We start from the raw sequence: 22,704 nt of genomic DNA on the forward strand, positions 1-22,704 counted from the left end.
ATTAACCAGACAGGGTAGCACCCGCTCGCAAATCCTTCCGCCCTCACTTCGAACGACAGGAGATCGGCATGGGACAGAACGCCGGATATTTCGCACTCATCGTTGCCGGACTGGTGACCAATGCAACGACGCTGGCCAAGCCGCTCAACCCGGACCGGGCGATTCCATCCCTGGGCGATATCAACTCGCCGCTGGCCAGCCCGCTATTCAAGCAGGTCAAGGCCGGGCCGCTGGAGATAAAGCTTGAGGAAACCACGCTTGCCGATGTCGAAAAAGCCTTCGGCGGAGCGATGCACGATGAAGGTGACGCCGGAGATTCACGCCACTGGCTTTGCTATGCCGGCCCCGACGCCGGCGGATCGCCGTCGATCTTCTGGTTCGTCTCCGGCGAGATGGGCGGCTCCGACTACGGTGTCCTGTCCGTCGCCCTGCAGCCGAACCCGGAAGGCAAGGTGCCGGAAGGATGCGCCGGCGCGCCTGCCAGCCTGACAGCAATTGAACTCGATACGCCCGGCGTCGGAGCGCCGCTGAGCGACGTGGCCGCGAAATTTGGCGCCGCCAAGCCCGATCGTTACGGCCATTTCGGCTTCGCCGCCTCTTATCCTGCTTCGTCTCCCGACCAGAAGGACGCCACGGTCACGCAGACGCTCACCTACACAGCCGGGAACGGCAGGATAACCGGCGTGGCGGTGACGCAAGTCACCACCAATTAGGGTGTCCCCGCTCGGTTGGCGAATGGTTCACGTGTGATTGATTCTGCCGCGCCCGAGCCAGGCGGCCTGCTTGCTGGCCACCTCGGTTCTGATGTGCCGCCCGGGCCCGCCTCCTCCTGCAAATGCGACATTCGAGGCGGCCCTGGTCGTCAGACCAAAAGCGTTGCGCTGCCCCAGGCGATCAGGGCGGTGCCGGCCGCCCGGCCAACCCACTGGCCTGCAGGAAACACCGGTTCGACGAGAACCCGCGAAGGTCCGGAAATGACCCAGAAGCGGGCGTTCGGCAGCGATCCGAGCAGCAACGATTTTGGCAGGATCGGAAATCGGCATGGAATGCTGCAATCATCATCATGTCCCGTCCAAGTTGTGGACAGTTCCTTCTCAAAGGCGCACTCTTAGCATGCGAAACGCGAGCTAGCGTTTCGTGCAACGCTTCACATGCTTGACTTGCGTCGGTGATTATCTGACCTACCCGGATACTTCCGGGTGGGCAGACCTCACATTGTGTCGCCTATCCGTGATCAGGCTACGGCCTAAGGCACGTTGCAGCCCGTTCCGGATCAACTGGGAGGTAAACAACATGCCTGATTTTCAGCGCAGAGAACTTCTTGTTCAAGGAAGCGCGGCTCTTGCCGCAATTGCTGCTCTCTATACCTCGCGCCGGGCTTACGCTTTTCCAACACGGCCGAACGAGGAAGTTATTCGATGGCTGGATCAGCCGACCGAAAATCCCGATCCGGCGGGTATCCAGAAGCAGCTTGTCTGGGAGGATTTGGATAGCTGGATAACGCCAAACGACAAGTTCTTCAGCATCTCGCATTTCAACCGACCGACGATCGACGAGAAGGCATGGTCGATGGAGATCGGAGGCCTGGTCAAGAAGCCCCTCGAGTTAACGCTCGCCGACATCAGGGCGCGACCGCGGCAGGAGGTCGTTTTCACAGTGGAATGCTCGGGCAACCACGGGTTTCCCTTTTTCACCGGCGGCATCGGCAATGCTCGCTGGGCAGGGACGCCGCTCGCCCCGATCCTCGAGGAAGCCGGCGTTCTGGAGAAGGGCATCGAGGTCGTCTTTTTCGGTACCGACACAGGCGAGATCCCGATACGCGACGTCAAGATGCAGCAGAACTTCGCTCGCAGCATGTCGCTCGCCGACGCGATGAACCCCGACAATCTCCTCTGCTATGAAATGAACGGGGCCGCCTTGCCGGCGCCCAATGGCTTCCCGGTACGGCTCATTGCGCCAGGCTGGTACGGGATCGCCAACGTCAAGTGGCTAAAGCGCATCGAAGTTCGCGATACGCGGTTCATGAGCCTTCTGATGGCCCGTGACTATGTCACCATCCGGGAGGAGGACCACAACGGCGAGACCGTATGGGCCGAGACGTCAGTCGGGCGAGCGCTGATAAAGTCCGCGCCTGCGAAGGTTACCCGGAAAGATTCAGATTACCGCATCGTTGGGGCAGCCTGGGGGGCGCCGATCGACCGGGTCGAAGTGCAAATCGATCAAGGGCCTTGGACACCAGCGACCATTGACCACAGTGAGGAGGCCGAACACGCCTGGAAAATCTGGTCCCTGGCTTGGGCAAATCCCTCTCCTGGAGAACACACGGTGACCTCGCGCGCGGTCAGCACCACAGGACAAATTCAACCGGCGATGGACGATCCCTTGATAGCCAAGAAACACACATACTGGGAAAGCAATGGCCAGGTGACGCGCCGCGTGCGTATCGGCTAGAGCATTTTGCAGCCAAATGGAGTCATTTGGCGTCCGCATAAATGCGCCAAAACAGATAGTTAGAGCGAGTTACCGGTTCCAGGAGAACCGGAACCGCTCCAAGAACTTGCTGCCATGTGGCAATTGCGTTTGGGTCAAACAGCAGGAGGCTGCCTGATCGCCATTTCGCACCATTTCCAGCGCTCTCCTCACCCCTCCACGGCCCTGATCTCCGCGTCGACCAGGCACCAGGGCGCATAGCGGAAATCGCGGATCTGGATGACCTGATCGTCCCTCCATTCGACCAGCATGAAGCCGCGCACAGCGCCGTCGGCCGCCTGCGGGTCGCGGATGAGGATCGCCGGCCGGCCGTCGACCACGGCGAGCGACAATGTCCAGTCGCTGATACGGTCGTAATTGCCGAAATAGGTCGAAACCTCGGCCCTGCCGCGCAGGCGGACGCGGTTGACGACGTCGAGCCGCACGTCCTCGGCGATCAGTGCCCGCACAGCGTCGAAGTCGCGCGCGTTGAACAGGTCGACATAGCGCCGCAGCCGGCGCTCGTCATCGGCGTCGAGCCTCGGCGCCAGCGCCTGTTCGGGCTGCAGCGCCAGCAGCTTGAGCTGCGCCCGCCCGCGATGCAGCGCGGCCTTGGTGGCGGCAAGCGTCGTGCCGGTCACCTCGCAGGTCTCGTGCAGGCTGAGGCCGAGCACGTCGACCAGGATCACAGCGCTGCGCTGCGGCACCGAAAGCTGCATGAAGGAGCGCAGGCTGGTCTGGGCGGCGAGCCGGCTGTCGGCGCTGCCGGAGGGATCCTCGATGACGCTCATGTCGGCCTCGGTCATGCGCGACCTTTCCCGATTGCGCCGCCGCAGATGATCCTGCGCGGCATTGTGGGCGATGCGAAACAGCCATTGCTCGGGACGTTCGACGATCGCACCGCCGTCGATCGCCTGCAGCGCCTTGATCAGCACCTCCTGGACGATGTCCTCGCCGTCGATCACCGAGCCGGCCATGCGTGCGCAGTATCGATGCAGCCTTGGCCGCAACCCGACGAGCATCGCCTCCAAAGTCGCCCTGTTCATTTTCGGCGTAGCTTCCCATTTCTGCGCGAGCGGCATGGCGGGCGCTACCCGGCTTTCTGATCCGCCAGCATACGATAGTTGCCGATGACTTTAACAGGCGATCGCATTGCCGGGGTCGAACGGCGCTGGGCGTGGTTTTCCGCAAATGCCTTGAAGGCGGCAAGCCCGGTCAGCGCCGACGAATCGCCGTCCTGGCAGACGATGTGGACGAACGAGCCGTCGTCCAGTTCGAGCACGAGATAACGCACCGCCGGCGGTGCCGCCTCGCCCAGCGCTTCAAATACTTTTTCGACCAGCACGCGGTTATCTTCCAGGTCGGCTTGGTTCACACCGTATCGAATGAGCGCGTAGTTCATCATCGTCTCCTGACTGGTTGGTATGAACGAAGGACGACCGGCTGCGCTGAAAAGATTCTCCTTGCCGAAGAATCTTTTCGGTTGCCCGCATCGTCTTTCCCGCGTGGGCGGCTGCGCGGCAGCCATCAAGCAGGAGAGACGATCATGCATATCCAGTTTGCCGAGCTTCCGGTGTTCGAGCAGGACCGCGCCAAGGCGTTCTACACCAGGCATCTCGCCTGCCAGGTCATGGCCGACCAGAAGATGGGTGATGGCGGCTGGCGCTGGATCGAGCTGGCATTTCCGCATGCCGTGACGAACCTGCATTTTGTCAGGCGCGCCGACGACGCTCCCGGAGCGGAGCCTGTATTGGTGCTGGTCGACGAAAATGTCGGGGCAATGATCGCGGCCATGAAAGCGGGCGGCGTCGAGATCATCACCGAAGCGCATGAGGCGCCGTGGCAGCCGGGGCGCACAGTGGCGGAGTTTCGCGACAGCGAAGGCAACCGCATGGTCCTCGCCAGCCGATAAGGCACCGGAGCCCTCTGTCCGGCGGGGCGTCGTACCTAAGTCCTACCTCCGGCCGGACCATCGGCCGTACTTCCTTCGTATTATTATTTCGTGACCTCTGCGCGCCGGAACCTTCCCTTGCATCGGGCGTTCGGGCGCTGTATCGCGATGCCTCATATTTAGGCAGGCGGAGGAAATACGAATAAGGGCGGGTGGCAAAACAACATGGGCCGGGGAGGAGCATCTTACCATGTCGAACCGTAAAATCGGAATGTCCCACAGTTTGGGGCTGCGCGTCGCTGACCTCAAATCCAGAATGCAAAGTGCCCAGATTACCGAGCATGAGATCAAGACGTTTCAAAAGGTTGCCGCCATTATGGGCGGCGCCAAAGGCTCACTGCGCCTCGATGCGGACGATCTGATCGCCGCGTCTTTCCTTGTCGATCCCTTGGAAGATCTCCCGCTCTCCAGTTGAAGGCGCTGAACGCAGGTCGAAATCCTATCGGGTTTGAACCTGCGATTGCCGCCGGCGGAGCATCCGCCAGCCCAAGCCGCATGCGAGGATGACGTTGGCCAGCGCTAGACCAGAAAGCGCGGCCAACGTCCCGTGCGGGCCGAAGCGCTCCAGCAGCAATGCTCCGGCCGAGGGTGCCGCCGCCTGGGCCATCAGGCTCGGCATGGCGAGGCGGCCCATCAGTCTCGCGTAGCCGTTAGAGCCGAACAGCGCGAGCGGCAACGTCCCCCGCGCGATGGATTCCAGGCCGATCCCTGCGCCGTAGAAGCCCAGCGCCAGCGGGATGATTGGCATGCCGGCCCAGAGCGTCGAAACGCCGATCGCCACAAACGTAACCGAGGCAAACTTGGTGAAAATCGGATGGTGGTAGCGCGCGATCATCATCTCGATCGCGCGCGCCGCCACCTGTGATGGACCAACCAGCACGCCGAGCCCTACGGCTACGGCAAGCGCCATGCCGCTGCCTTGCAGGATTGTGAGCAGATGCACCGATAGTGTCGACGAGATCACCGCTGCGAGTGTCAGGGTCGCGGCCAGAACGATCATGATCGACGGATCGGCTTGGTTGTCGAGAATGGGTGCCGCCTTCTTCACTCCCGGTTTGACTGCCGGTTGCGGCGGCTCCCGGGGCAGGATCACGAGATAGAGCGGCAGCGCAATTGCCAGCTGAAAGGCGGCGTAAACCAGGCAGGTGCCGCGCCAGCCGACCTCCCCCAGCAGCAAGGCTGAGATCGGCCAGCAGATGGTGCTGGCAAGGCCGCCGAACAGCGTCAGCATAGTGATGGCGGAGCGCGCGCCGTGGCCGTAGTGGCGGCCAAGCGTTGCGAAAGCGGCATCGTAAAGCCCCGCCCCCATGCCCAGACCGACGATCAGCCAGGCCGCGATATAGGCCGCAAGATTAGGGGCAAGAGCCAGCCCGATCTGGCCGAGCCCGATGCATCCGGCGCTGAACGCCAGGATATTGCGGCCGCCATGCCGCTCGATCGACGACCCGACGCGCGGAGAGATCAATCCGGCCACAAGCAAGCCGAGAGACAGGCCGCCGACAACCCATGCCAGCGGCCAGCCGGTATCGGAGGAGACTGCCGGTGCGATGACCGCGGGAAGATAGTAGGAAGAACCCCACGCCATGATCTGCGTCAGGCCAAGCGCGGTGATGATCGCGCCGCGGCTGCGCAGGATGGCCGGCGAAGGCGGCGAAAAACTCATGCCGCGACGCTGCAGCCACAGCCGCCTTTGCCGACCGCCTTCGCCTTGGCGTCGGCGACACAGCACGCATCCACCACTGCCGGCGCCGGACCGCCGCAGCACCCCTTGTCGGCCACGCCGATCCGCGGCACGGTGCAGACGCCGGTCTCGGGCAGCACGAGCTGGACATTGTCGGCCGCCACCATGTCTCCGGCGATCGCCGCCGCGACCGAGCGGACCTGCTCATACCCGGTCAGCAGCAGGAAGGTCGGTGCGCGGCCATAGCTCTTGATGCCGACTGTGTAGAACCCTTGCTCTGGATGGCTGAGCTCACGGTGGCCGTGCGGCGGCACGTCGCCGCAGGAGTGCTCGTTGGGATCGATCAACGGTCCCAGTGCCTTGACGCTTTCCAGCCATGGATCGAGCTCGAGCCGAAGCTCACGGGTCAGCGACAGATCCGGGCGTTGCCCGGTCGCGGCGATGATGCGGTCGACCGGGCCAAGCGCCTGCAAACCGTCCCTGGTCTGGCCTTCGACGACCAGCCGGCCGTTGGCATCGCGGATCGAAACAGCCGCAAAGCCCGTCACCAGCCTGACGCCGCCGCTCTCGGCGAGTTCGCGCACTTCGGCGCCGAGTTCGCCGCGTGCCGGCAATTGGTCGGCATCACCGCCACCGTAGATGCGCACCAGGTCGGTGCCGCGCGTTGTCCAGATGAAAGCGGTGCCGGCCTCCACATTTGCCAGGCTGGCGAGATCCAGCACCGCATTGGCGGCCGAATGGCCGGAGCCGGCGACCAGCGTCGTATTGCCGGCATAAAGGCTGCGGTCGCGGCCGAGAATATCGGGTATGCCGTAGGCGATGCGGTCGGCAAACTCGGCTTCGCCTTCGGCATGAATTCCGCCGGCGCCGAGCGGGTTCGGCATCTGCCAGGTTCCCGAAGCATCGATGACGGCACGTGCGCTGTCGCGTCTTGTACCATCGGCAGTCTCGACCGCCAGCATGAACGGCCGGTTCTCGCGTCCCTTGCTCAGCACCTTGTCGGCGCCCCAGCGCGAAATGCCGACGACCCGGGCGCCGGTTTCGATCGACGGCGACAATTGCGGAAGCTTTGCAAGCGGCTCGAGATAATCCGCGACGAGGTCGTCCGCGGTTGGGAATGCCTCGGGCTCAGGCATCCGCCAGCCATGCGCCTCGAGCAGGTTTCTGGCCGCCTGATCGACGCAATAGCGCCAAGGCGTGAACACACGGACATGGCCCCAATCCCTGAGATTGGATGCAACCGCATTGCCGGCTTCGTAGACTTTGACAGGAATGCCTTGCGCGATGAGGTGGACCGCTGCCGCCAGGCCGACTGGCCCGGCGCCAATCACTGCAACGGGGAGTTTTTCGATCATCTCCATCTCTTCCATCCTTCCGGTAATTTCGAATTATACTGCCAAAAAAATTCATGCCGCCGTTTTGGCGGCCGCTTCCGTCGATGCCGGCGCACAGGTGGCGTCGGCGCAGCATTCGTCCGCGAGGTATCCGATGAGCCCGTTCATGGCGGGATAGTTAGCCCGGCAGATTAGCGTCGTCGCCTGGCGCTCCTGTGTCACCAGGCCGGTGTCGACCAGCCGCTTGAGGTGATGCGACAGCGTCGAGGCGGCGATGCCGAGCCTGTCCTGGATGCGCCCGACCGGAAGCCCCTCATCGCCCGCCCGCACCAGCGTCCGATAGAGCTGCAACCGCGTCGGGCTGCCGAGGGCTTCAAGTTGCGAGGCTGCTTTTTCGAGTTTCATGGAAATAAACTATTTCCAGAATCGCTGCACGTCAAGAGAATTTCGACAAAGATCGAAATAAGACGATATCTAGCCGACGCGCTTGCCGCTGGCGTCGATGACCATCTCGCCGTCCTCCTTGGTGAACGGGCCGATATCCGGATTGGGCAGGATATCGAGCACCGCTTCGGATGGTCGGGCGAGCATGGTGCCGAGCGGCGTCACCACGATCGGCCGGTTGATCAGGATCGGATGCGCCAGCATGAAATCGAGGATCTCGTCGTCGCTCCACTTCGGCTCGCCCAGGCCAAGTTCGGCATAGGGCGTGCCCTTTTCGCGCAGCAATTGGCGCGGCGTCATGCCCATCGCTGCGATCAGCTCGACGAGCTTTTCGCGCGACGGCGGATTTTTTAGATATTCGACCACCTCAGGCTCCTCGCCGGACTGCCTGATCATGGCCAGCGTGTTGCGCGAGGTGCCGCAATCGGGGTTGTGATAGATGGTGATGGTCGTTGCAGGTTCGCCGCCTTGTCGTGGTAACCGCGCCATTCCTGCGTGCGCATGACCGGATCGAAGCCGGTCGCATAGAGGTCGAGCAGGTGGACCTGGTGACCGCTTTCGGCAAGCGTCTCCAGCACCGTGTCGCGCACCGCGCCGCTGAAGCTGTCGGCGCAGGGATGGCAATGGACGACGAGGACCTTCATCTGGCGCTCAGACCTGTCGGTCGCGAGAGGATCGCGGGGGTGCATGCAAGCGTCGCATGCAAACAAGCCACCCGCAGACGTAGTCGATCAGCTGTTTTCATGCGAAGCCCCGCAGCCCCCGTATCAAGACGCAACACCTCCGGTCGCGTCAAGGCCCGTTCGTGCGCAGACGTGGGCTTGCTGGGGCCAAAACCCTAACGGTGCATTCGGTTTTTCGATCAGCATTGTTCCAGAATGTCCGCGCCCTAGCTTCACGGCCGGTCCAAAGCGTCAGGAGAAAAAGATGCAGACAGGAAAACTGAGCGGCAAGATCGCCTTGGTGACTGGCGCCTCTTCCGGCATCGGCGAGGCCACCGCCCTGGCGCTGGCGGCCGAGGGCGCCACGCTGGCGATTGCCGCGCGGCGCGCCGAGCGGCTGGACGATCTGGCGAAGCGGATCCGTGAGACCGGCAGCGCGGCACTGCCGATTGCCGTCGACGTCACCGACGAAACGCAAGCCACGGCGATGGTCGAGCGGGTCCAGCAGGAGTACGGCCGGCTCGACATGCTGCTTGCGGTTGCCGGGGTCGGCGTCGCCGCGCCGTTCCGCAACACGACGCCGGAAGAATACCGCCGGATGGTCGACGTCAACATCCTGGGCCTGCTTTATCCGATCCATGCGGCACTGCCGTCGATGCAGCGGCAAGGCGCCGGCCACATCGTCGTGGTCTCGTCCGGCACCGGCCGTTATATCCACCCTTCGGTGGTTTATTCCGGCACCAAGCACGCGGTGAGCGCGATGGCGGAATCGCTGCGCCGCGAGATCGGCAAGGACGGCATCCGCGTCACCTGCATCGAGCCTGGCGCCGTCAAGACCGAGTTCACCCAGAATATGCGCGCCGATGTGCGCCAGGCGGTCGAGCAGAGGCTGGGCGACATGGAGCAGCTGGAAAGCGAGGACATCGCCGCCGCCATCCTTTATGCGGTGAGCCAGCCGCCAAGGGTCAACGTCAACATCCTGACGCTCTATCCGACCGCGCAGGCGTGAGGCCGCAAGGTGGTACCCTGCGCCGCCCCCGCAGCGTCATCCGCCGGTCATCAGCGTGAACACAAGCTGCCGCAGCTTGCCGCCCGGGCCGAATTCGACCCGGTCGAAATCGCGGCTCGCCTGCCGTTGTGCCTGCGAGATTCCGGCGAGCCGTCTCGTCACTTCGATCCTGATCTTGCTGCAGCCACGGTCATCGGCGACGGTCAGGCCAATGGTGGCCGCCTCGATCTTGTGCACCATGTCGACGATGCTGGCGCCGTGCACCTTCTCGTGGGCGGCAAGGCCGGCTGCGAAAACCTCCCAGTTCTTCTGGATTGCGCCCGGCAGCCCCGCAGCCGGCTTCGGCAAGGTGTAGGTGATGATCAGCTTCGGCTGCGCCGACACCAGCACGCAGGCGTCGCCTTGCGGCTGGTAGTCCCTTACCCAGGTCAGCTTGAAATTGGTATGCGCGATGACGCGGCGCTCGCCGAGCAGCGGCCCGCGCCCGCCGATCGAGGCATAGAGCTCCGGGCCGGATTGCCCTGAGATGGCATAGGTCTCGACCTTCTCGACCGCCTGCCAGCCGGCATGCGCCGGCGATGTCGGCAGGAAGGCGAGCAGCAGGCAAAGGCGAATGGCTGTTTTCATGCAAGTCCTCGCAGCCGCTGCGCACGACGCAAACGATATGCAGTTCCCTTCCGTGGACATAGCCGGCGGCCGGCTATAGTGGGATGCTCGTATACAAGAATCCACAGGCAACATCATGTCGCCGCGACCGAACATTGCCCGGCAACGCCCTGCCCCCGGGGCCCAGCCTCCCGGCGTCAGCCTCTGTCGCGCGCTGTCGAAGCTTGGCCTGTGCTCGCGCAAGCAGGCCGAGCATCTGGTTGCCGAGGGGCGCGTGCGGGTCGCCGGCAAGATCGTGCGCAACGGCTCGATGCGCGTCGATCCAGGCCGCGATCGCATCGAGGTCGACGGCCGCCGCGTCGCCGCCGAGCGCAAGGTCTATCTGATGCTCAACAAGCCGCGCGGGCTGGTCACCACCCGCGACGACCCGCAGGACCGCGGCACCGTCTACGACTGCCTGGCAGGCCTCGACCTGCCTTTCGTCTCGCCGGTCGGCCGGCTCGACAAGGCGAGCGAAGGCCTGCTGTTGATGACCAACGACACGCGCTTCGCGCAGCGCCTGCTCGACCCCGCCTCGCACGTCGCCAAGACCTATCACGTGCAGATCGGCGCGCTGCCCGACGAGGCCATGCTGGCGCGGTTGCGCGCCGGCGCGACCGTCGACGGCGAATTGCTGGCAGCCCGCTCGATCGAGCTGCTGCGCGGCGGCACCAGCACCGCCTGGCTGGAAATCGTGCTCGACGAGGGCCGCAACCGCCATATCCGCCGGCTGCTCGCCGCCCATGATATCGAGGTGCTGCGCCTGGTGCGGATCGCGATCGGATCTCTGCAACTCGGCGACCTTGCCAAAGGCAAGGCACGCCATCTGAGCGCGGAAGAGCAGGCGCTGCTTCAGGCCTGAACTGCTGGCGGCGACTCGACAGTCAGGCAGCTGCCCGCCAAAGCTGTTCCCTGTCGGATACAGCATCAATTGCCCGCAAGAGAACTGACACCGCGGTGTCCAGGCTGCTTTCCTCGGCCTCCAGTTCGACAAGCCCTGTCCAGGGATCGAGATCAGCAGGATCACGCTCTATGTTCGCGACCAACGTCTCGCGTGATTCAAATCGAAATGTGAGGGGTTCATCAATCTTCATTGTCGGAAGAAGCCTTGGCTTTGCCGCACTGGGCCAGCACCTTGCCGATGGCGGCGGATGAGCCGGCAAGCGGAAAGCTGTTCTCGCCATATTTGCCCGAGGCGACCGTGACCTCGCCCTTGGAGCGCAGCAGGGCCAACAGCGGGTCGGTGCTGCTCAATTCCACGGTGAAGGTGTTGTACATTTCTTCGAGTTGAAGCGTCTTGGTCACCGCCTTGCCGCCGGCCTTGAACGCGAACGAAGCGATGCCGGGTTCCAGTTGCGGACCGCTGTCGCCCAAATCATAGCTCAGCGTCGGCTTGCCGAAACAGGCCAGCGTCAGCTGGGCGCCGCCATTCGATCCGCCGCAGACCGACGCCATCAGCACTTTGCCGCCCTCCTCTTCCTCCAGTTTCGCCGTCCAGCCGCACGGCGCGGCAAACGCCGGCTGCGCCGCTTGCAGGACGACCTGAGCGGCGACGCAACCCGCCACGACGAATTTCGCCAATCCGCTTCGCATGATCTTCCCTTCCCAAGTCATCGAACCATCGTCGGCCACGTGGCATCAAGGACTATACAAAACAAATTGTCCCGTGGCATTACCGGCGACACCAGGGCGCTGTAGCAATTCAGGCGATTGATTTTCGATCGAGTGGAAGCGGCACCAGAACCGCCTGGCTGGAGATCGTGCTCGACGAGGGCCGCAACCGCCACATCCGCCGGCTGCTTGGCGCCTACGATATCGAGGTGCTGCGCCTGGTGCGGGTGGCGATCGGCCAATTGCAGCTCGGCGAGCTTGCCAATGGCAAGGCACGCCATCGGAGCGCGGAAGAGCTGGCGCTACTTCAGGCCTGAAGTGCTGGCTCCAGGGCCTTCGCACCGAACGGGTGATTGACATTAACATTTCTGTTTCATATTTTCCTTTTATGAAACCGAAATGCGACAGCGCAATTGAAGGGCTGGTCCGACGCGAAGTGGCTCGGCAGCCGGAGAGAAAAGCATGAGCACGGCGTTGCGGGCGGTCCCCAGGTTCCTGGACGAATTGGGTACGTTTGGCGGCCTCAAGGGAACCGATATTGCAAACATCACCGACGTGTCCAAGGCCACGGTTTCGAGGTGGAAGGCCGGCGACATCAAGCCCCAGCCGCGCAGCGAGCTCATTCTGTCGGACCTGCACTATATCGTCGGCCGACTGCAGGAATTCTACGAGCCAAGCGATATCCGCACCTGGCTTTACGCTCGCCACCCGCAATTGAACGGTGAAAGGGCGATAGATCTCATTCACGACGACCGTGCTCTCGACGTGCTCAAAGTCATCGACCGGCTTGAGAACGAGGTCTTTCTGTAATTGGCGATCGCCGGGCGGATGAGACGAGACAGTCGGCTCATCGATGCTATCGAGGAAATGGTTCCGGTCGAATACTCCGGGACGGTTTGGCGTGTGGTGCGCCAGGGCCGCAGCCCGATCCAGTGCTCGAGCTCCGGCGGCCGTTGGGACGATGGAACGTTCGACGTGCTCTACACCTCGCAAGAGCGCGAGGGTGCCTTGAGCGAGATGAGATTCCACCTGACGCGGGGGCAGCCAGTGATCCCTTCGCGCGTCAGATACAATCTCTTCGAGATCGATCTTGCTTTGGACCGGACGCTCAGACTGCTCGACCTTGCAGCCTTGCAGACCCTTGGCCTCGACACCGCGCGCTACGGGCAGCTTTCGTATCAGGAAAAGCACGCCGAATATCCGAGGTCGCAAGACATCGGCGAGGCCGCGCATTTCCTCGATTATGACGGTCTGATCGTGCCCAGCGCGCGATATGACTGCCTGAACGTCGTCGCGTTTTGTGATCGGCTGCCGGCCGGAGCGATGACGATCGGAACCGACCACGGGGAAATTGCCTGGGCTAGCGGCGGCCCCGCTGCCGTCCATCCCCCGCACGGGTGATGTGGCCAGCGGAAGTGGCGCGCTAACATTGCCTCCAAGTGTAGAGGGTCTAACGCGCAAGGGAGGATCCATGCGTATGCTCCGACTGATACCGACGCTGCTGGCGCTGCTGGCCGTCATGCCATTGAACGCTGAAGCGACCACGAAGAAGTACCCTAAGGGCCACGGCACGAATTGCGCCGAGAAGGACCAGGCGTGCCAGAAGAAATGCCAGGCTGTGCCGATCGACTACAACAGCGTCAAATCCATCCAGGGGCGCAACGAATGTCTGAATAATTGCACCATCGGCTACGATCAGTGTCTCGGGGCACCCGCCCGAATCCAGGAACAGACAACCCAGGAGGACGTCGCGCAATAGAAGCCCGCTAGATGGCTCCAATGCGCAAGAGACATAGGTGTGATCGAATGACGGCGACAGCCCGCCGTCGCCTTCATGTGCGGCCGCTGACTTCGTCGACATGGCGCAGCATGTCGTCGGGATCTTCATAGACGCGAAACGCGCCCGATTGGCGGAGCTTCTACGGTGCCGTAGCCGCCGCCTGAGCAGGCCGACATCCAGTAGGACCGTGCGATGCGTCACCCGCCGCGCGCCGCGTCATGGATTTCGGCAAAATCCAGCCCATATTCCTAGATGTGGAGCTTTGAGCGTGAAACTCGCGCGTGCGGTCCTGCTTGCCGCGGCTTTCGTGGCTGTTGCGGCCGTTTGTCCCTCTTCCGCAACCGGAGAGGCGGACGGCCGGGAGAAAATTGTGTTGCGCGTCGAGATAGACGGCGCCATCGGTCCGGCGAGTGCCAGGCAGCTCGAGGAAGCACTGGCGGTGGCCGCGGACCGAAATGCCCAGGCTCTCATCCTGCAGATGGACACGCCCGGCGGGCTGGTCACCAGCATGCGCGAGATGATCGCCGGCATTCTCGCCTCGCCGGTTCCCGTCATCGGCTATGTCGCGCCCGCCGGCGGGCACGCGGCGAGCGCCGGAACCTACATCCTCTACGCCACCCATCTGGCGGCGATGGCGCCCGGCACCAATCTGGGCGCGGCAACGCCGATCGAGATGGGCGGGCCGCTGCCATCGTTTCCCGGTGGCAAGAACGATGGCCCGGAGGCGGACAAGGACAAGAAGAACGCACCCGCGGGCGATGCGATGATCGCCAAGGCGACGAACGATGCCGTTGCCCTGATCCGCAGCCTGGCTGAATTGCGCGGGCGCAATGCCGAATGGGGAGAAAAGGCCGTGCGCGAGGCGGCCAGCCTGTCGGCCGGCGCGGCGCTGCAGCAGCATGTCATCGACTTCGTCGCCCGCGACACCACCGAACTGCTTCAACTGGCCGACGGCCGGACAGTCGAGATCGTCGGCAAAAAAGAGGCAATGGCGACGAAAGGACTGCCGGTCGAAACGCTCGAGCCAGGCTGGCTCATCCGGCTTCTCGCCGTGATCACGGACCCGAACATCGCCGTCATCCTGATGCTGGTCGGCGTCTATGGCCTCGTCTTCGAATTCACGAGCCCGGGCGCGGTCGCGCCCGGCGTGATCGGCACGATTTGCCTTCTGCTCGGACTCTATGCGCTCAATCTCCTGCCGATCAGCTATGCCGGCCTTGCCTTGATGCTGCTTGGCATCATCTTCCTGGTCGTCGAAGCCTTGAACCCGACTGTGGTCCTTGGGCTGGGAGGCGTGGCTGCGTTTCTGCTGGGCGCTGCAATGTTGCTCAGGATCGAGGGGCCCGGCTTCGAGATGTCGTGGGCCGTTATCGGCACCGCCGCCGTCCTGACGCTCGGCCTGGCGCTGTTGACCGGCAGCTATCTGTGGGCGGCCCGCAAGAACGTTCCGCGTGTTGGCGCACAGGCCATGCAGGGGCTGCCGGCGGAGGTCCTCGACTGGCAGGGCAGCGAGGGCCACGTGCTCGCCCGGGGCGAGCGCTGGCGGGCAAAAGCCGACGAACCGCTTGCAGTGGGCGACAGCGTCGAGGTGGCCGATGTCAGGGATCTTGTGCTGACGATACGGCGCCGCAATGTGAGAAGCGATGGAGCAAGGCAATGATCATCGGTTATGTGGCCTATCTGGCAGCAGCGCTCGTCGTGGTCATGTTCCTATCCGCGGCCATTCGCATCCTGCGGGAATATGAGCGCGGCGTGGTCTTCACGCTCGGCCGCTTCACCGGGGTCAAGGGCCCCGGCCTTATCATCCTCATCCCCTTCGTGCAGCAGATGGTGAAGGTCGATCTGCGAGTGGTGGTCCAGGACGTCCCGCCGCAGGACGTGATCTCGCGCGACAACGTCTCGGTGAAGGTCAACGCAGTGCTGTATTTTCGTATCGTCGACGCCGAGCGGGCGGTGATCCAGGTTGAAGACTTCATGACCGCCACCAACCAGCTGGCACAGACCACGTTGCGCTCGGTGCTCGGCAAGCATGAGCTCGATGAAATGCTGGCCGAACGTGACAAGCTCAACAGCGATATCCAGGAGATTCTCGACCAGCGCACCGATGCCTGGGGCATCAAGGTCTCCGATGTCGAGATCAAGCATGTCGACCTCAACGAGAACATGGTCCGCGCCATCGCCAAGCAGGCCGAGGCGGAACGGCTGCGGCGTGCGAAAGTGATCAATGCCGACGGCGAACAGCAGGCGGCGGCAAAGCTCGTCGAGGCCGGCAAGATGCTGGCCGAAGCACCGCAGGCCATGCAGCTACGCTATTTCGAGGCTCTCCATGACATCGCCGGTGAACGCTCGTCGACGGTCGTGTTTCCGGTGCCGATGGATCTGCTCGGTCATTTCATCAAGCAGGGTGGTGGAGGCGGAGGCGGCTGAGCGCATAATCTCCCCCCTCGAGGGGGAGATCAGCACCCTCACCTCCGCCACGGCGGGACCGGCGCAAAGCGTTTGCCGATCCAGTCGGCGAAGGCACGTGTCTTGGCGGCTTGCCCCTTGGCCGAAGGCATGACGACATAGACAGCGCCCTCGTCGGCAAGCGTCCAGTCCTCCAGCACTGGCACCAGACGGCCGTCGGCGAGCTCGCGTCCGACCAGCCAATCCGTGCTCATCATCAGTCCGACGCCTTGCACGGCGGCTTCGACCAGTACCTCGGCATCATCGGTGACCAGCGGCCCGGAGACCTCGATACTGACGCGACGGCCCGAACTGTCGGTCATCTCCCAGGCCGGAAAGGTCTGGAAGCCTGAGAAGCCCAGGCAACTGTGTTCCAGCAGTGCTTCAGGTTCAGTCGGCGTGCCCCGGCGGGCGAGGTAGGACGGCGCGGCGCACAGCAGCCGCCGCCGTGTAGCGACCTTGCGCGCCACCAGCCGCGAATCCTCCAGCGCGCCGAGACGCACGGCGACATCGAAATTCTCGGCGACGAGATCTACGAAGCGGTTGGAGAACTCGGCCTCGATACGGACATCGGGAAATTCGGCGAGAAACTGCGGCAGCAGCGGGCCGATCCACATGCGCCCGAACGAGCCGGGCAGCGCCAGCCGCAGCACGCCGCGCGGCCCGCCGCCGGCATGCGCCGACGCGGCAGCCTCGGCCTCGTCGACCGCAGCCAGGATGGCGCGGACGCGAACGAGAAATTCCGAACCCGCCTCGGTCAGCGACACGCTTCGTGTCGTCCGGTGCAGCAGGCGCACGCCCAACCGCTCTTCCAGCGAGGCAAGGCGCCGCGACAGGATCGTCGCGTCGCGGCCGATGCGAGCAGCCGCCTTGGTGAAGGAGCGTGCTTCGGCGATGGCCGCGAAGGCGGCCATTTCGACCAATGCTGCCGGTTCGTGCGATTGCTGCATCAGGCGCAGAGCTCAAATGTAAAACACAAGGATTATATACCAATAGCGCAGCAGCTAGTTTCACTCAATCCCGGCCCGTCAATCGGCCATCAACCGGAGTGAGACATGAAAGCGATCGAACTGACTGCCCCGAGACTGGACGCGTTTCGCGCGGCCACCGTTCCCACGCCTGAACCGCAGCGCGGCGAAGTGCTGATCCGCCTGCGCGCCGCAAGCCTCAATTTTGTCGATGTCGCGATAGCGAGCGGCAACTATCCAGGTCCGAGCTTTCCGCTCATTCCCGTCGTCGACGGCGCCGGCGAGATCGTCGGCATCGGCGAGGGCGTGTCGAGGCTCGCCATCAACGACCGCGTCATCGCCCATGCAAAACCGCGCTGGATCGGCGGCCGTCCGCGGCCTTACGAGACCAGAGAGATGCGCGGGCTGACACTGCCCGGCTCGCTCGCCGAATACGTCGCGCTGCCGGCCGATGCCGTCGTGCCGATGCCGGCGCATCTGTCCTTCGAAGCGGCAGCGACGCTGCCGATCGCCGGCACCACCGCGTGGAATGCGCTTCGCGCCGCCGATGCCGGGCCGGGGTCGGTCGTCGTCCTGCTCGGTACCGGCGGTGTCTCGATCCTGACCCTGCAACTGGCCAAGGCAGCCGGCGCCACGGTCATCATCACCTCGTCGTCTGACGAAAAGCTGGCGCGCGCCAAGGCCTTGGGTGCGGATCATCTCATAAATTATCGTGAGACGCCGGACTGGGACGCCAAGGTGCTCGAGTTGACCGACGGGCTGGGCGCCGACCTGATCGTCGAAACCGGCGGCGCGGCGACCTTCGCCCGCTCCATCAATGCCGCGGCGCTCGGCGGCACGGTGTTCGCCATCGGCTTCGTCACCGGCGCCGAGGCCACCACGAACCTGCTGCCGATCATCATCAAGGCACTCAAGGTGGTGGGCAACAACACCGGTTCGGTATCCGACCTGCGCGACGCGGCGCGGGCCATCGGCGCCGCCCGTATCGATCCGGTCATCGACACGGTCTACAGCCAGCACCAGGCGACCGAGGCCTACGCCCATATGGCAGCCGGCGGTCGGCATTTCGGCAAGCTTGCATTCAGTCTGTCGTGGTGAGCCTGAAAAAGGCAAAGCGTTGAAGCTGCCGATCTCCCCTCTCGTGGGGAGATCGGTCGTCACCTCGGCTTTTGACAATCGCCAATGCGCCGACAGTCCCAACCTCCGCCTAAATCAGCTTCTCCAGCGTGATCGGCAGGTCCCGCACCCTTTTCCCGGTGGCGTGGAATACCGCGTTGGCGATCGCCGGCGCCACGCCGACAATGCCCAGTTCGCCGACCCCCTTGCCGCCCAGCACCGAGGAATGCGGATCGGGAATACCGACCGAGATCACCTCGATGTCGGGAATGTCGGCATTGGTGGCGATGAGATAGTCGGCGAAATTGTCGTTGACGATGCGCCCATGCCGGCGGTCGACGATGCCCTCCTCGAGCAGCGCCTGGCCGATGCCCATGATGATGCCGCCCTTCCATTGGCTTTCGGCGAGCTTGGGATTGTAGAGCCGGCCCGAATCCAGCGCCGACACCACGCGGGAGACGCGAACCGTGCCAAAGTCCTCGTCGACACGGACTTCGATGAAATGCGCGCACCAGCTGTGGCGGGAATAGTCGCCCTCGGTGTGTGGCAGCGCCATGGCTATGGTGGTGTAGTTCTTGTAGCGGTCCTCGACCGTCGAATTGGCCGGCATGGTGTCGCCCTTCGCCTCGATATGCTCGCGCCCGACGCTGCTGAGCAGTTCGGCGATCGAAACCTCAGGGCCGTTGCCGCGCGGCGAGGCGATGCGGCCATTGGCGACGACGAGCGTGTTGGCCTGCAGCGCATGGAACGGCGAAGCCGGATCGCTGATGGCGAGCCCGATCAGCTGGTCGAGCGCGGCACTCGCCGCCTTGTGGACGGCGCCGGTCATCACCCCGGCCAGCCGCGAACCGCCGGTGACGCCGGCACGGGCATAGCGGGAATCGCCAAGCTTGACGACGACGTTTTCCGCCGGCACGCCCACCACCTCGGCGGCGGTCTGCGCCAGGATCGTGTAGGTGCCCTGCCCCATGTCGATCGATGAGCTTTCGACCTCGACCGAGCCGTCGGCGAGAATGCGCACGACCGCCTCGCCATAGGCGCGCCGTACCGGGTAGGTGCCTGCCGCGACACCCCAGCCGATCAACTGGTTGCCGTCGCGCATCGAACACGGCCGGGGGTTCCGCTTCGACCAGCCAAAGGCTTCGGCGCCGGCCGCGAAGGCCTCACGCAGCTGCCGTGTCGACCACGGCTTCTTCGCATGCGGATCCTGCTCGGCATAATTCCTGAGCCGGATTTCCAGCGGATCGATACCGACCTCATAGGCGAGCTCGTCGATGGCGCTTTCGATGCCGAAGGCGCTCGGGTTCTCGCCCGGCGCGCGCAATGCCCCCGGCACCACCGTGTTGACCCGCACGACGTTCTGCCGCGACGAGAAATTCGGCGTCGCGTACATGACCGAGGTGACCGAGCCGAGCGGCTCGACCCACATGCCGTCGACCGAGGTCTCGTTGACGCCGCGATGCACGATCGACTGGATCTGGCCCTCCGCGTTGGCGCCGAGCGCCACGGTCTGGCGCGTCGCCGCCCGTCCGCCATAGGCGGTGAAGGTCTGCGGCCTGGTGACCGCCAGCTTCACCGGCCGTCCCAGCATTTTCGCGGCGACTGCCGCTACAGCGCCGTAGCCATAGGCAAACGCCTTGGAGCCGAAGCCGCCGCCAATATAGGGCGAGACCAGTCGTACATTCTCGAACGGCACGCCGAACCATTCGGCATAGGTCCGCGCCATGCCGTCGAGCCATTGGCTCGGCTCCCAGACCGTCAACTGGTCGCCCTGCCACTTTGCGATCAGGCCATGCGGCTCCATCGGCGCCTGGTATTCGCGCGGCGTGTTGTAGGCGTTGCAGATCCTGACCGGAGCCGAGGCGAACGCTGTCTCCGCTTCGTCCCATTCCTTGGTCATCGCATCGACGGGGATGCCGTCGCCGGCCTTTGGATCGCTGAGGTCGACGATCGCCGGCGCCTCGTCATAGGCGATCTTGACCAGCGCCGCGGCGGCGACCGCCTGCTCGAAACTCTCGGCCACCACCGCCGCGACATGCTGGCCGCTGAAGGTGATGTCGCGCGCCAGCGGGCAATAGGCGACATCCGGCGGCGGCGTGCCCAGCCAGTCCGTTGCGGTTCTCAGCGGCAGGATATTGTCGGGCGTCAGCACCAGCAGCACGCCGGGCGACGCCTTGGCCGCGGCCGTGTCGATCGAACGCACCCGGCCGGCGGCAATGGTGCTCTCGACCAGCACCGCATGGGTGAGCCCCTCGAGCTGCTGCTCGACGGCGTATTTGGCGGCACCGGTGATCTTGGCCGGGCCGTCGACGCGCGACAGCCGGCCGCCGACCTGGTCGGCGAGGACGGCACCGTCCGAAGCGTCGCCGCGTTTGGCATCGCCGGGTCTTGTTCTCAACTCGTGAACGGTCATGCCGTTTCTCCCATTTTGAGGATGGCGCGGGCGACGACGCGCGGCGCCAGTTCGATCTTGTAGTGGTTGGCGCCATGGTCGACGGCGGCCTCGACGGCGAGCAGGCTGGCTTGCCTGACGACCTCCGGCTCGAGCACTTTGCCTTTCAGCGCCTCTTCGACGGCAAGGGCGCGCCATGGCTTGGTGGCGACGCCGCCAAGTGCCACGCGCAGATCGCGGATCGTCCGTCCGTCAGCCTCGAATTCGATGCCGACCGCGGCACTTGCCGCGGCGAATTCATAGGACTGGCGGTCGCGGACCTTGAGATAGGTCGAGCGGCGGGCGGCGGCGGAAGCCGGAATGCCGATCGCGGTGATCATCTCGCCGGGCTCGATCGCATGTTCCTTGTCGGGCGTGTTGCCCGGCAGCAGGAAAAAATCATCGACGGCGATCTGGCGGTCACCGAGATGGACGGTCGCGTCGAAGGCGACGAGCGCAACGGCCAGGTCGCCCGGATAGGTGGCGATGCAGGCATCGCTGGCGCCGAGCACGGCATGACCGCGGGTGACGCCGCCGATCGCCGAGCAGCCGCTGCCGGGCAAGCGCTTGTTGCAGGCGGGGAAATTCGCCGGATCGCGGAAATAGGGGCAGCGCGTACGCTGCATCAGATTGCCGCCGATCGTCGCCATGTTGCGCAGCTGCGCCGACGCCGCCTGCCACAAGGCTTCCGAGACGGCGGGGAATTGGCTTTTGATATCGGCGTGATCGGCGACGCGGCTCATCCTGGCCAGCGCCCCGATCGTGGCGCCCCGTCCGTCGACGGCGATCGTATCCAGTCCCTTGAGATGGGTGATGTCGACCACCGTCTCGGGTTCCGCAACGCCGCATTTCGCGAGATCGACAAGCGTCGTGCCGCCGGCCAGAAGCATGGCGCCGGGAAGTGCTGCTGCCTCACGGGCTGCATCGACGGAGCCGGCGCGGAGATACGAAAAGTCCCTCATGACGCGGCCTCCATGGCCACCTGGCGCACGGCGGCGACGATATGCGGATAGGCGCCGCAGCGGCAGAGATTGCCGGCCATGTATTCGCGGATCTCCTCATCCGAGCCGGCATGGCCTTCGCGAATGCAGGCGACCGCCGACATGATCTGGCCCGGCGTGCAATAGCCGCACTGGAAGGCATCCTGTTCGAGGAAGGCGGCCTGCACCGCATGCAGCGTGCCATCCTCCCCGGCAAGCCCTTCGATGGTGGTGATGTCCCTGCTTTCAGCCTGAGTGGCAAGCGTCAGGCAGGCCAGCACGCGCTGGCCGTCGATATGAACGGTGCAGGCGCCGCACTGGCCCTGGTCGCAGCCCTTCTTGGTGCCGGTCAGCCCGAGATGGTCGCGCAAGGCGTCGAGCAGGGTAACGCGCGGTTCGACCTCCAGCTCATGTCGATGTCCGTTGATTCGAAGTTGGATTGGAGTTCGGGTTTTGCTTGTCATGGGGCGTCTGGCTCCAGTTGCTTGACGCGGGAGGGGATGATCTGGTGCCCGGCCGGCGAGCGGCAAGGTCAGCTTATGGCTAGGTGAAGGCTATCTTCCCCTTGGGGGAAGTGCCCGGCAGGGCAGAGGGGGTCGGTTCGACTTGGCGCGAGCTCCGGGAGGGCTGCGGCTTGGGAGGTCGAAAGACGTGACATACCCGATCCCGTGATTACATGAGAAAGGCGCTCCACAATCGGAGGCGCCTCCGTTTGTTACCTAAGGGCCTGCTCCGCCCTGTTCAAGCCCCGGATCGAAAATGATCAAAATTGGAGGAAATTGGCAGGGCAGCCGGCCGTCATGTCTGGAGACAAAAAAGCACCACCGGCCCAAGCCGGTGGTGCTCTCTGAACTGTCTGTAGGGGCAGGACAGTCCAATGATCCTGAGGGGATCGTGCTCAACATGGGCTCATTTTTGCCCCACGGCATCGGCCGAACAGATGACGAGTGCCGGCCGCGAGGAAATATCCTCCGTCGTCATCCACCGGACGTCATCCACGGGCCGTGCACCGGAGGCGGGCAAGATGCCTCGCCTGCCGGAACGCCGGCCCAGATTCGATCCTGTGATTATGTTTACTTGCGATTATATTTGCCGGAGACGTAACGAAGGTGGAAGCGTCTGCGTTCTTGAAACGGGGCCTGCCTATCCGGGTATGCTTCGGATCAGCACTGGAGAAA

General features: G+C 64.1%; 27 protein-coding genes. 13 read left to right on the forward strand and 14 right to left on the reverse strand.

What is annotated here, in order from left to right; translation table 11 throughout:
* The first annotated feature begins 68 nt into the window (after window positions 1-68).
* Both NKH67_RS15060 and NKH67_RS15065 read left to right on the forward strand, forming a co-directional pair.
* The gene (locus tag NKH67_RS15060; protein ID WP_352501230.1) at window positions 69-713 is read left to right on the forward strand and encodes a hypothetical protein; all 645 of its coding nucleotides are present in this window, start codon (window positions 69-71) and stop codon (window positions 711-713) included.
* A gap of 580 nt (window positions 714-1,293) precedes the next feature.
* Entirely contained in the window at window positions 1,294-2,451 is a 1,158-nt protein-coding gene (locus tag NKH67_RS15065) for a sulfite oxidase (protein WP_352614367.1), read from the forward strand.
* Between the two features lie 188 nt (window positions 2,452-2,639).
* Here NKH67_RS15065 and NKH67_RS15070 read toward each other — a convergent pair whose 3' ends face one another.
* Together NKH67_RS15070 and NKH67_RS15075 are read right to left on the reverse strand one after the other, a co-directional pair.
* The gene (locus NKH67_RS15070) at window positions 2,640-3,515 is read right to left on the reverse strand and encodes a sigma-70 family RNA polymerase sigma factor (protein WP_352501232.1); all 876 of its coding nucleotides are present in this window, start codon (window positions 3,513-3,515) and stop codon (window positions 2,640-2,642) included.
* Window positions 3,516-3,559: 44 nt separating this feature from the next.
* A complete protein-coding gene (locus NKH67_RS15075; RefSeq protein ID WP_352501233.1) occupies window positions 3,560-4,021 on the reverse strand; it encodes a hypothetical protein in 462 nt (153 codons plus the stop codon).
* On the opposite strand from NKH67_RS15075, the gene NKH67_RS15080 reads away from it, so the two are divergent.
* Both NKH67_RS15080 and NKH67_RS15085 read left to right on the forward strand, forming a co-directional pair.
* A complete protein-coding gene (locus tag NKH67_RS15080; protein ID WP_023680367.1) occupies window positions 4,016-4,381 on the forward strand; it encodes a VOC family protein in 366 nt (121 codons plus the stop codon). The two genes, NKH67_RS15075 and NKH67_RS15080, sit on opposite strands and share 6 nt — an antisense overlap.
* A gap of 229 nt (window positions 4,382-4,610) precedes the next feature.
* The gene (locus tag NKH67_RS15085) at window positions 4,611-4,835 is read left to right on the forward strand and encodes a hypothetical protein (protein WP_031213090.1); all 225 of its coding nucleotides are present in this window, start codon (window positions 4,611-4,613) and stop codon (window positions 4,833-4,835) included.
* A 24-nt stretch (window positions 4,836-4,859) separates the two neighbouring features.
* Here the strand turns inward: NKH67_RS15085 and NKH67_RS15090 are convergent, their stop codons facing one another.
* The 5 genes from NKH67_RS15090 to NKH67_RS15110 form a co-directional block, all read right to left on the reverse strand.
* A complete protein-coding gene (locus NKH67_RS15090) occupies window positions 4,860-6,083 on the reverse strand; it encodes an MFS transporter (protein ID WP_352501234.1) in 1,224 nt (407 codons plus the stop codon).
* Entirely contained in the window at window positions 6,080-7,456 is a 1,377-nt protein-coding gene (locus tag NKH67_RS15095) for an FAD-dependent oxidoreductase (protein WP_352501235.1), read from the reverse strand. Before NKH67_RS15095 ends, NKH67_RS15090 begins: the two co-directional genes overlap by 4 nt.
* A gap of 51 nt (window positions 7,457-7,507) precedes the next feature.
* Window positions 7,508-7,840, reverse strand: coding sequence for an ArsR/SmtB family transcription factor (locus NKH67_RS15100; protein ID WP_352501236.1), 333 nt, complete (start codon window positions 7,838-7,840; stop codon window positions 7,508-7,510).
* Window positions 7,841-7,909: 69 nt separating this feature from the next.
* Complete coding sequence (gene arsC / locus NKH67_RS15105; protein WP_352501237.1) at window positions 7,910-8,368, reverse strand: arsenate reductase (glutaredoxin); 459 nt, start codon at window positions 8,366-8,368, stop codon at window positions 7,910-7,912.
* Complete coding sequence (locus NKH67_RS15110; RefSeq protein ID WP_352501238.1) at window positions 8,272-8,523, reverse strand: NAD(P)H-dependent oxidoreductase; 252 nt, start codon at window positions 8,521-8,523, stop codon at window positions 8,272-8,274. Before NKH67_RS15110 ends, arsC begins: the two co-directional genes overlap by 97 nt.
* A gap of 283 nt (window positions 8,524-8,806) precedes the next feature.
* Between NKH67_RS15110 and NKH67_RS15115 the strand changes: the two genes are divergently transcribed.
* Complete coding sequence (locus tag NKH67_RS15115) at window positions 8,807-9,550, forward strand: SDR family oxidoreductase (RefSeq protein WP_352501239.1); 744 nt, start codon at window positions 8,807-8,809, stop codon at window positions 9,548-9,550.
* Between the two features lie 36 nt (window positions 9,551-9,586).
* On the opposite strand, the gene NKH67_RS15120 is transcribed toward NKH67_RS15115, so the two are convergent.
* The gene (locus NKH67_RS15120) at window positions 9,587-10,177 is read right to left on the reverse strand and encodes a DUF922 domain-containing Zn-dependent protease (RefSeq protein WP_352501240.1); all 591 of its coding nucleotides are present in this window, start codon (window positions 10,175-10,177) and stop codon (window positions 9,587-9,589) included.
* Window positions 10,178-10,292: 115 nt separating this feature from the next.
* On the opposite strand from NKH67_RS15120, the gene NKH67_RS15125 reads away from it, so the two are divergent.
* On the forward strand, window positions 10,293-11,057 hold the full coding sequence (locus NKH67_RS15125) for a pseudouridine synthase (RefSeq protein ID WP_352501241.1): 765 nt from the start codon (window positions 10,293-10,295) through the stop codon (window positions 11,055-11,057).
* A gap of 22 nt (window positions 11,058-11,079) precedes the next feature.
* Here the strand turns inward: NKH67_RS15125 and NKH67_RS15130 are convergent, their stop codons facing one another.
* Window positions 11,080-11,289: a hypothetical protein gene (locus NKH67_RS15130; RefSeq protein WP_352501242.1), complete on the reverse strand. Its 210-nt coding sequence runs from the start codon at window positions 11,287-11,289 to the stop codon at window positions 11,080-11,082.
* On the reverse strand, window positions 11,279-11,788 hold the full coding sequence (locus NKH67_RS15135; protein ID WP_352501243.1) for a hypothetical protein: 510 nt from the start codon (window positions 11,786-11,788) through the stop codon (window positions 11,279-11,281). Before NKH67_RS15135 ends, NKH67_RS15130 begins: the two co-directional genes overlap by 11 nt.
* Before the next feature lie 167 nt (window positions 11,789-11,955).
* Here NKH67_RS15135 and NKH67_RS15140 point away from each other — a divergent pair, with 167 nt between their 5' ends.
* From NKH67_RS15140 to NKH67_RS15165, 6 genes are all read left to right on the forward strand, one after another.
* The gene (locus tag NKH67_RS15140; protein ID WP_502893752.1) at window positions 11,956-12,123 is read left to right on the forward strand and encodes a hypothetical protein; all 168 of its coding nucleotides are present in this window, start codon (window positions 11,956-11,958) and stop codon (window positions 12,121-12,123) included.
* A gap of 145 nt (window positions 12,124-12,268) precedes the next feature.
* Window positions 12,269-12,616: an antitoxin Xre/MbcA/ParS toxin-binding domain-containing protein gene (locus NKH67_RS15145; RefSeq protein ID WP_023680350.1), complete on the forward strand. Its 348-nt coding sequence runs from the start codon at window positions 12,269-12,271 to the stop codon at window positions 12,614-12,616.
* Window positions 12,617-13,207, forward strand: coding sequence for an RES family NAD+ phosphorylase (locus tag NKH67_RS15150; protein ID WP_352614377.1), 591 nt, complete (start codon window positions 12,617-12,619; stop codon window positions 13,205-13,207). It abuts the gene before it with no gap.
* A 76-nt stretch (window positions 13,208-13,283) separates the two neighbouring features.
* Window positions 13,284-13,565, forward strand: coding sequence for a hypothetical protein (locus tag NKH67_RS15155; RefSeq protein WP_352501245.1), 282 nt, complete (start codon window positions 13,284-13,286; stop codon window positions 13,563-13,565).
* Between the two features lie 289 nt (window positions 13,566-13,854).
* Entirely contained in the window at window positions 13,855-15,246 is a 1,392-nt protein-coding gene (locus NKH67_RS15160; protein ID WP_352451433.1) for an NfeD family protein, read from the forward strand.
* Complete coding sequence (locus NKH67_RS15165) at window positions 15,243-16,013, forward strand: slipin family protein (protein WP_023680344.1); 771 nt, start codon at window positions 15,243-15,245, stop codon at window positions 16,011-16,013. Before NKH67_RS15160 ends, NKH67_RS15165 begins: the two co-directional genes overlap by 4 nt.
* Before the next feature lie 38 nt (window positions 16,014-16,051).
* Here the strand turns inward: NKH67_RS15165 and NKH67_RS15170 are convergent, their stop codons facing one another.
* Complete coding sequence (locus tag NKH67_RS15170) at window positions 16,052-16,981, reverse strand: LysR family transcriptional regulator (RefSeq protein WP_352501246.1); 930 nt, start codon at window positions 16,979-16,981, stop codon at window positions 16,052-16,054.
* Window positions 16,982-17,086: 105 nt separating this feature from the next.
* Between NKH67_RS15170 and NKH67_RS15175 the strand changes: the two genes are divergently transcribed.
* Window positions 17,087-18,097, forward strand: coding sequence for a zinc-dependent alcohol dehydrogenase family protein (locus tag NKH67_RS15175; RefSeq protein WP_352501247.1), 1,011 nt, complete (start codon window positions 17,087-17,089; stop codon window positions 18,095-18,097).
* A gap of 109 nt (window positions 18,098-18,206) precedes the next feature.
* Here NKH67_RS15175 and NKH67_RS15180 read toward each other — a convergent pair whose 3' ends face one another.
* Genes NKH67_RS15180 through NKH67_RS15190 form a run of 3 tightly spaced genes read right to left on the reverse strand, consistent with a single transcriptional unit; the run spans window position 18,207 to window position 21,990 of the window.
* Window positions 18,207-20,528 (reverse strand): xanthine dehydrogenase family protein molybdopterin-binding subunit, encoded by a 2,322-nt coding sequence (locus tag NKH67_RS15180; protein WP_352501248.1) that lies wholly within the window; start codon window positions 20,526-20,528, stop codon window positions 18,207-18,209.
* Window positions 20,525-21,508 carry an FAD binding domain-containing protein gene (locus NKH67_RS15185; protein WP_352501249.1) on the reverse strand — a complete coding sequence of 328 codons (984 nt, stop codon included), beginning with the start codon at window positions 21,506-21,508 and terminating at the stop codon, window positions 20,525-20,527. The genes NKH67_RS15180 and NKH67_RS15185 overlap by 4 nt, the downstream gene beginning before the upstream one ends.
* Window positions 21,505-21,990, reverse strand: a complete 486-nt coding sequence (locus NKH67_RS15190) for a (2Fe-2S)-binding protein (RefSeq protein ID WP_352489999.1) — start codon at window positions 21,988-21,990, stop codon at window positions 21,505-21,507. Before NKH67_RS15190 ends, NKH67_RS15185 begins: the two co-directional genes overlap by 4 nt.
* Between the last annotated feature and the right edge of the window lie 714 nt (window positions 21,991-22,704).

Source organism: Mesorhizobium sp. M0968, from assembly GCF_040319065.1.
In the GTDB taxonomy this organism is placed as follows: Bacteria; Pseudomonadota; Alphaproteobacteria; order Rhizobiales; family Rhizobiaceae; genus Mesorhizobium.

Excerpts from the sequence above, each read along its gene's own strand:
- NKH67_RS15190 (WP_352489999.1), bottom strand. The coding sequence starts at position 21,990 with ATGACAAGCAAAACCCGAACTCCAATCCAACTTCGAATCAACGGACAT.
- arsC (WP_352501237.1), bottom strand. The coding sequence starts at position 8,368 with ATGGCGCGGTTACCACGACAAGGCGGCGAACCTGCAACGACCATCACC.
- NKH67_RS15080 (WP_023680367.1), top strand. The coding sequence starts at position 4,016 with ATGCATATCCAGTTTGCCGAGCTTCCGGTGTTCGAGCAGGACCGCGCC.
- NKH67_RS15110 (WP_352501238.1), bottom strand. The coding sequence starts at position 8,523 with ATGAAGGTCCTCGTCGTCCATTGCCATCCCTGCGCCGACAGCTTCAGC.
- NKH67_RS15145 (WP_023680350.1), top strand. The coding sequence starts at position 12,269 with ATGAGCACGGCGTTGCGGGCGGTCCCCAGGTTCCTGGACGAATTGGGT.
- NKH67_RS15085 (WP_031213090.1), top strand. The coding sequence starts at position 4,611 with ATGTCGAACCGTAAAATCGGAATGTCCCACAGTTTGGGGCTGCGCGTC.
- NKH67_RS15100 (WP_352501236.1), bottom strand. The coding sequence starts at position 7,840 with ATGAAACTCGAAAAAGCAGCCTCGCAACTTGAAGCCCTCGGCAGCCCG.
- NKH67_RS15125 (WP_352501241.1), top strand. The coding sequence starts at position 10,293 with ATGTCGCCGCGACCGAACATTGCCCGGCAACGCCCTGCCCCCGGGGCC.
- NKH67_RS15060 (WP_352501230.1), top strand. The coding sequence starts at position 69 with ATGGGACAGAACGCCGGATATTTCGCACTCATCGTTGCCGGACTGGTG.
- NKH67_RS15115 (WP_352501239.1), top strand. The coding sequence starts at position 8,807 with ATGCAGACAGGAAAACTGAGCGGCAAGATCGCCTTGGTGACTGGCGCC.
- NKH67_RS15165 (WP_023680344.1), top strand. The coding sequence starts at position 15,243 with ATGATCATCGGTTATGTGGCCTATCTGGCAGCAGCGCTCGTCGTGGTC.
- NKH67_RS15130 (WP_352501242.1), bottom strand. The coding sequence starts at position 11,289 with ATGAAGATTGATGAACCCCTCACATTTCGATTTGAATCACGCGAGACG.
- NKH67_RS15185 (WP_352501249.1), bottom strand. The coding sequence starts at position 21,508 with ATGAGGGACTTTTCGTATCTCCGCGCCGGCTCCGTCGATGCAGCCCGT.
- NKH67_RS15180 (WP_352501248.1), bottom strand. The coding sequence starts at position 20,528 with ATGACCGTTCACGAGTTGAGAACAAGACCCGGCGATGCCAAACGCGGC.
- NKH67_RS15065 (WP_352614367.1), top strand. The coding sequence starts at position 1,294 with ATGCCTGATTTTCAGCGCAGAGAACTTCTTGTTCAAGGAAGCGCGGCT.
- NKH67_RS15070 (WP_352501232.1), bottom strand. The coding sequence starts at position 3,515 with ATGAACAGGGCGACTTTGGAGGCGATGCTCGTCGGGTTGCGGCCAAGG.
- NKH67_RS15090 (WP_352501234.1), bottom strand. The coding sequence starts at position 6,083 with ATGAGTTTTTCGCCGCCTTCGCCGGCCATCCTGCGCAGCCGCGGCGCG.
- NKH67_RS15095 (WP_352501235.1), bottom strand. The coding sequence starts at position 7,456 with ATGATCGAAAAACTCCCCGTTGCAGTGATTGGCGCCGGGCCAGTCGGC.
- NKH67_RS15175 (WP_352501247.1), top strand. The coding sequence starts at position 17,087 with ATGAAAGCGATCGAACTGACTGCCCCGAGACTGGACGCGTTTCGCGCG.
- NKH67_RS15135 (WP_352501243.1), bottom strand. The coding sequence starts at position 11,788 with ATGCGAAGCGGATTGGCGAAATTCGTCGTGGCGGGTTGCGTCGCCGCT.
- NKH67_RS15155 (WP_352501245.1), top strand. The coding sequence starts at position 13,284 with ATGCTCCGACTGATACCGACGCTGCTGGCGCTGCTGGCCGTCATGCCA.
- NKH67_RS15170 (WP_352501246.1), bottom strand. The coding sequence starts at position 16,981 with ATGCAGCAATCGCACGAACCGGCAGCATTGGTCGAAATGGCCGCCTTC.
- NKH67_RS15120 (WP_352501240.1), bottom strand. The coding sequence starts at position 10,177 with ATGAAAACAGCCATTCGCCTTTGCCTGCTGCTCGCCTTCCTGCCGACA.
- NKH67_RS15075 (WP_352501233.1), bottom strand. The coding sequence starts at position 4,021 with ATGCATGATCGTCTCTCCTGCTTGATGGCTGCCGCGCAGCCGCCCACG.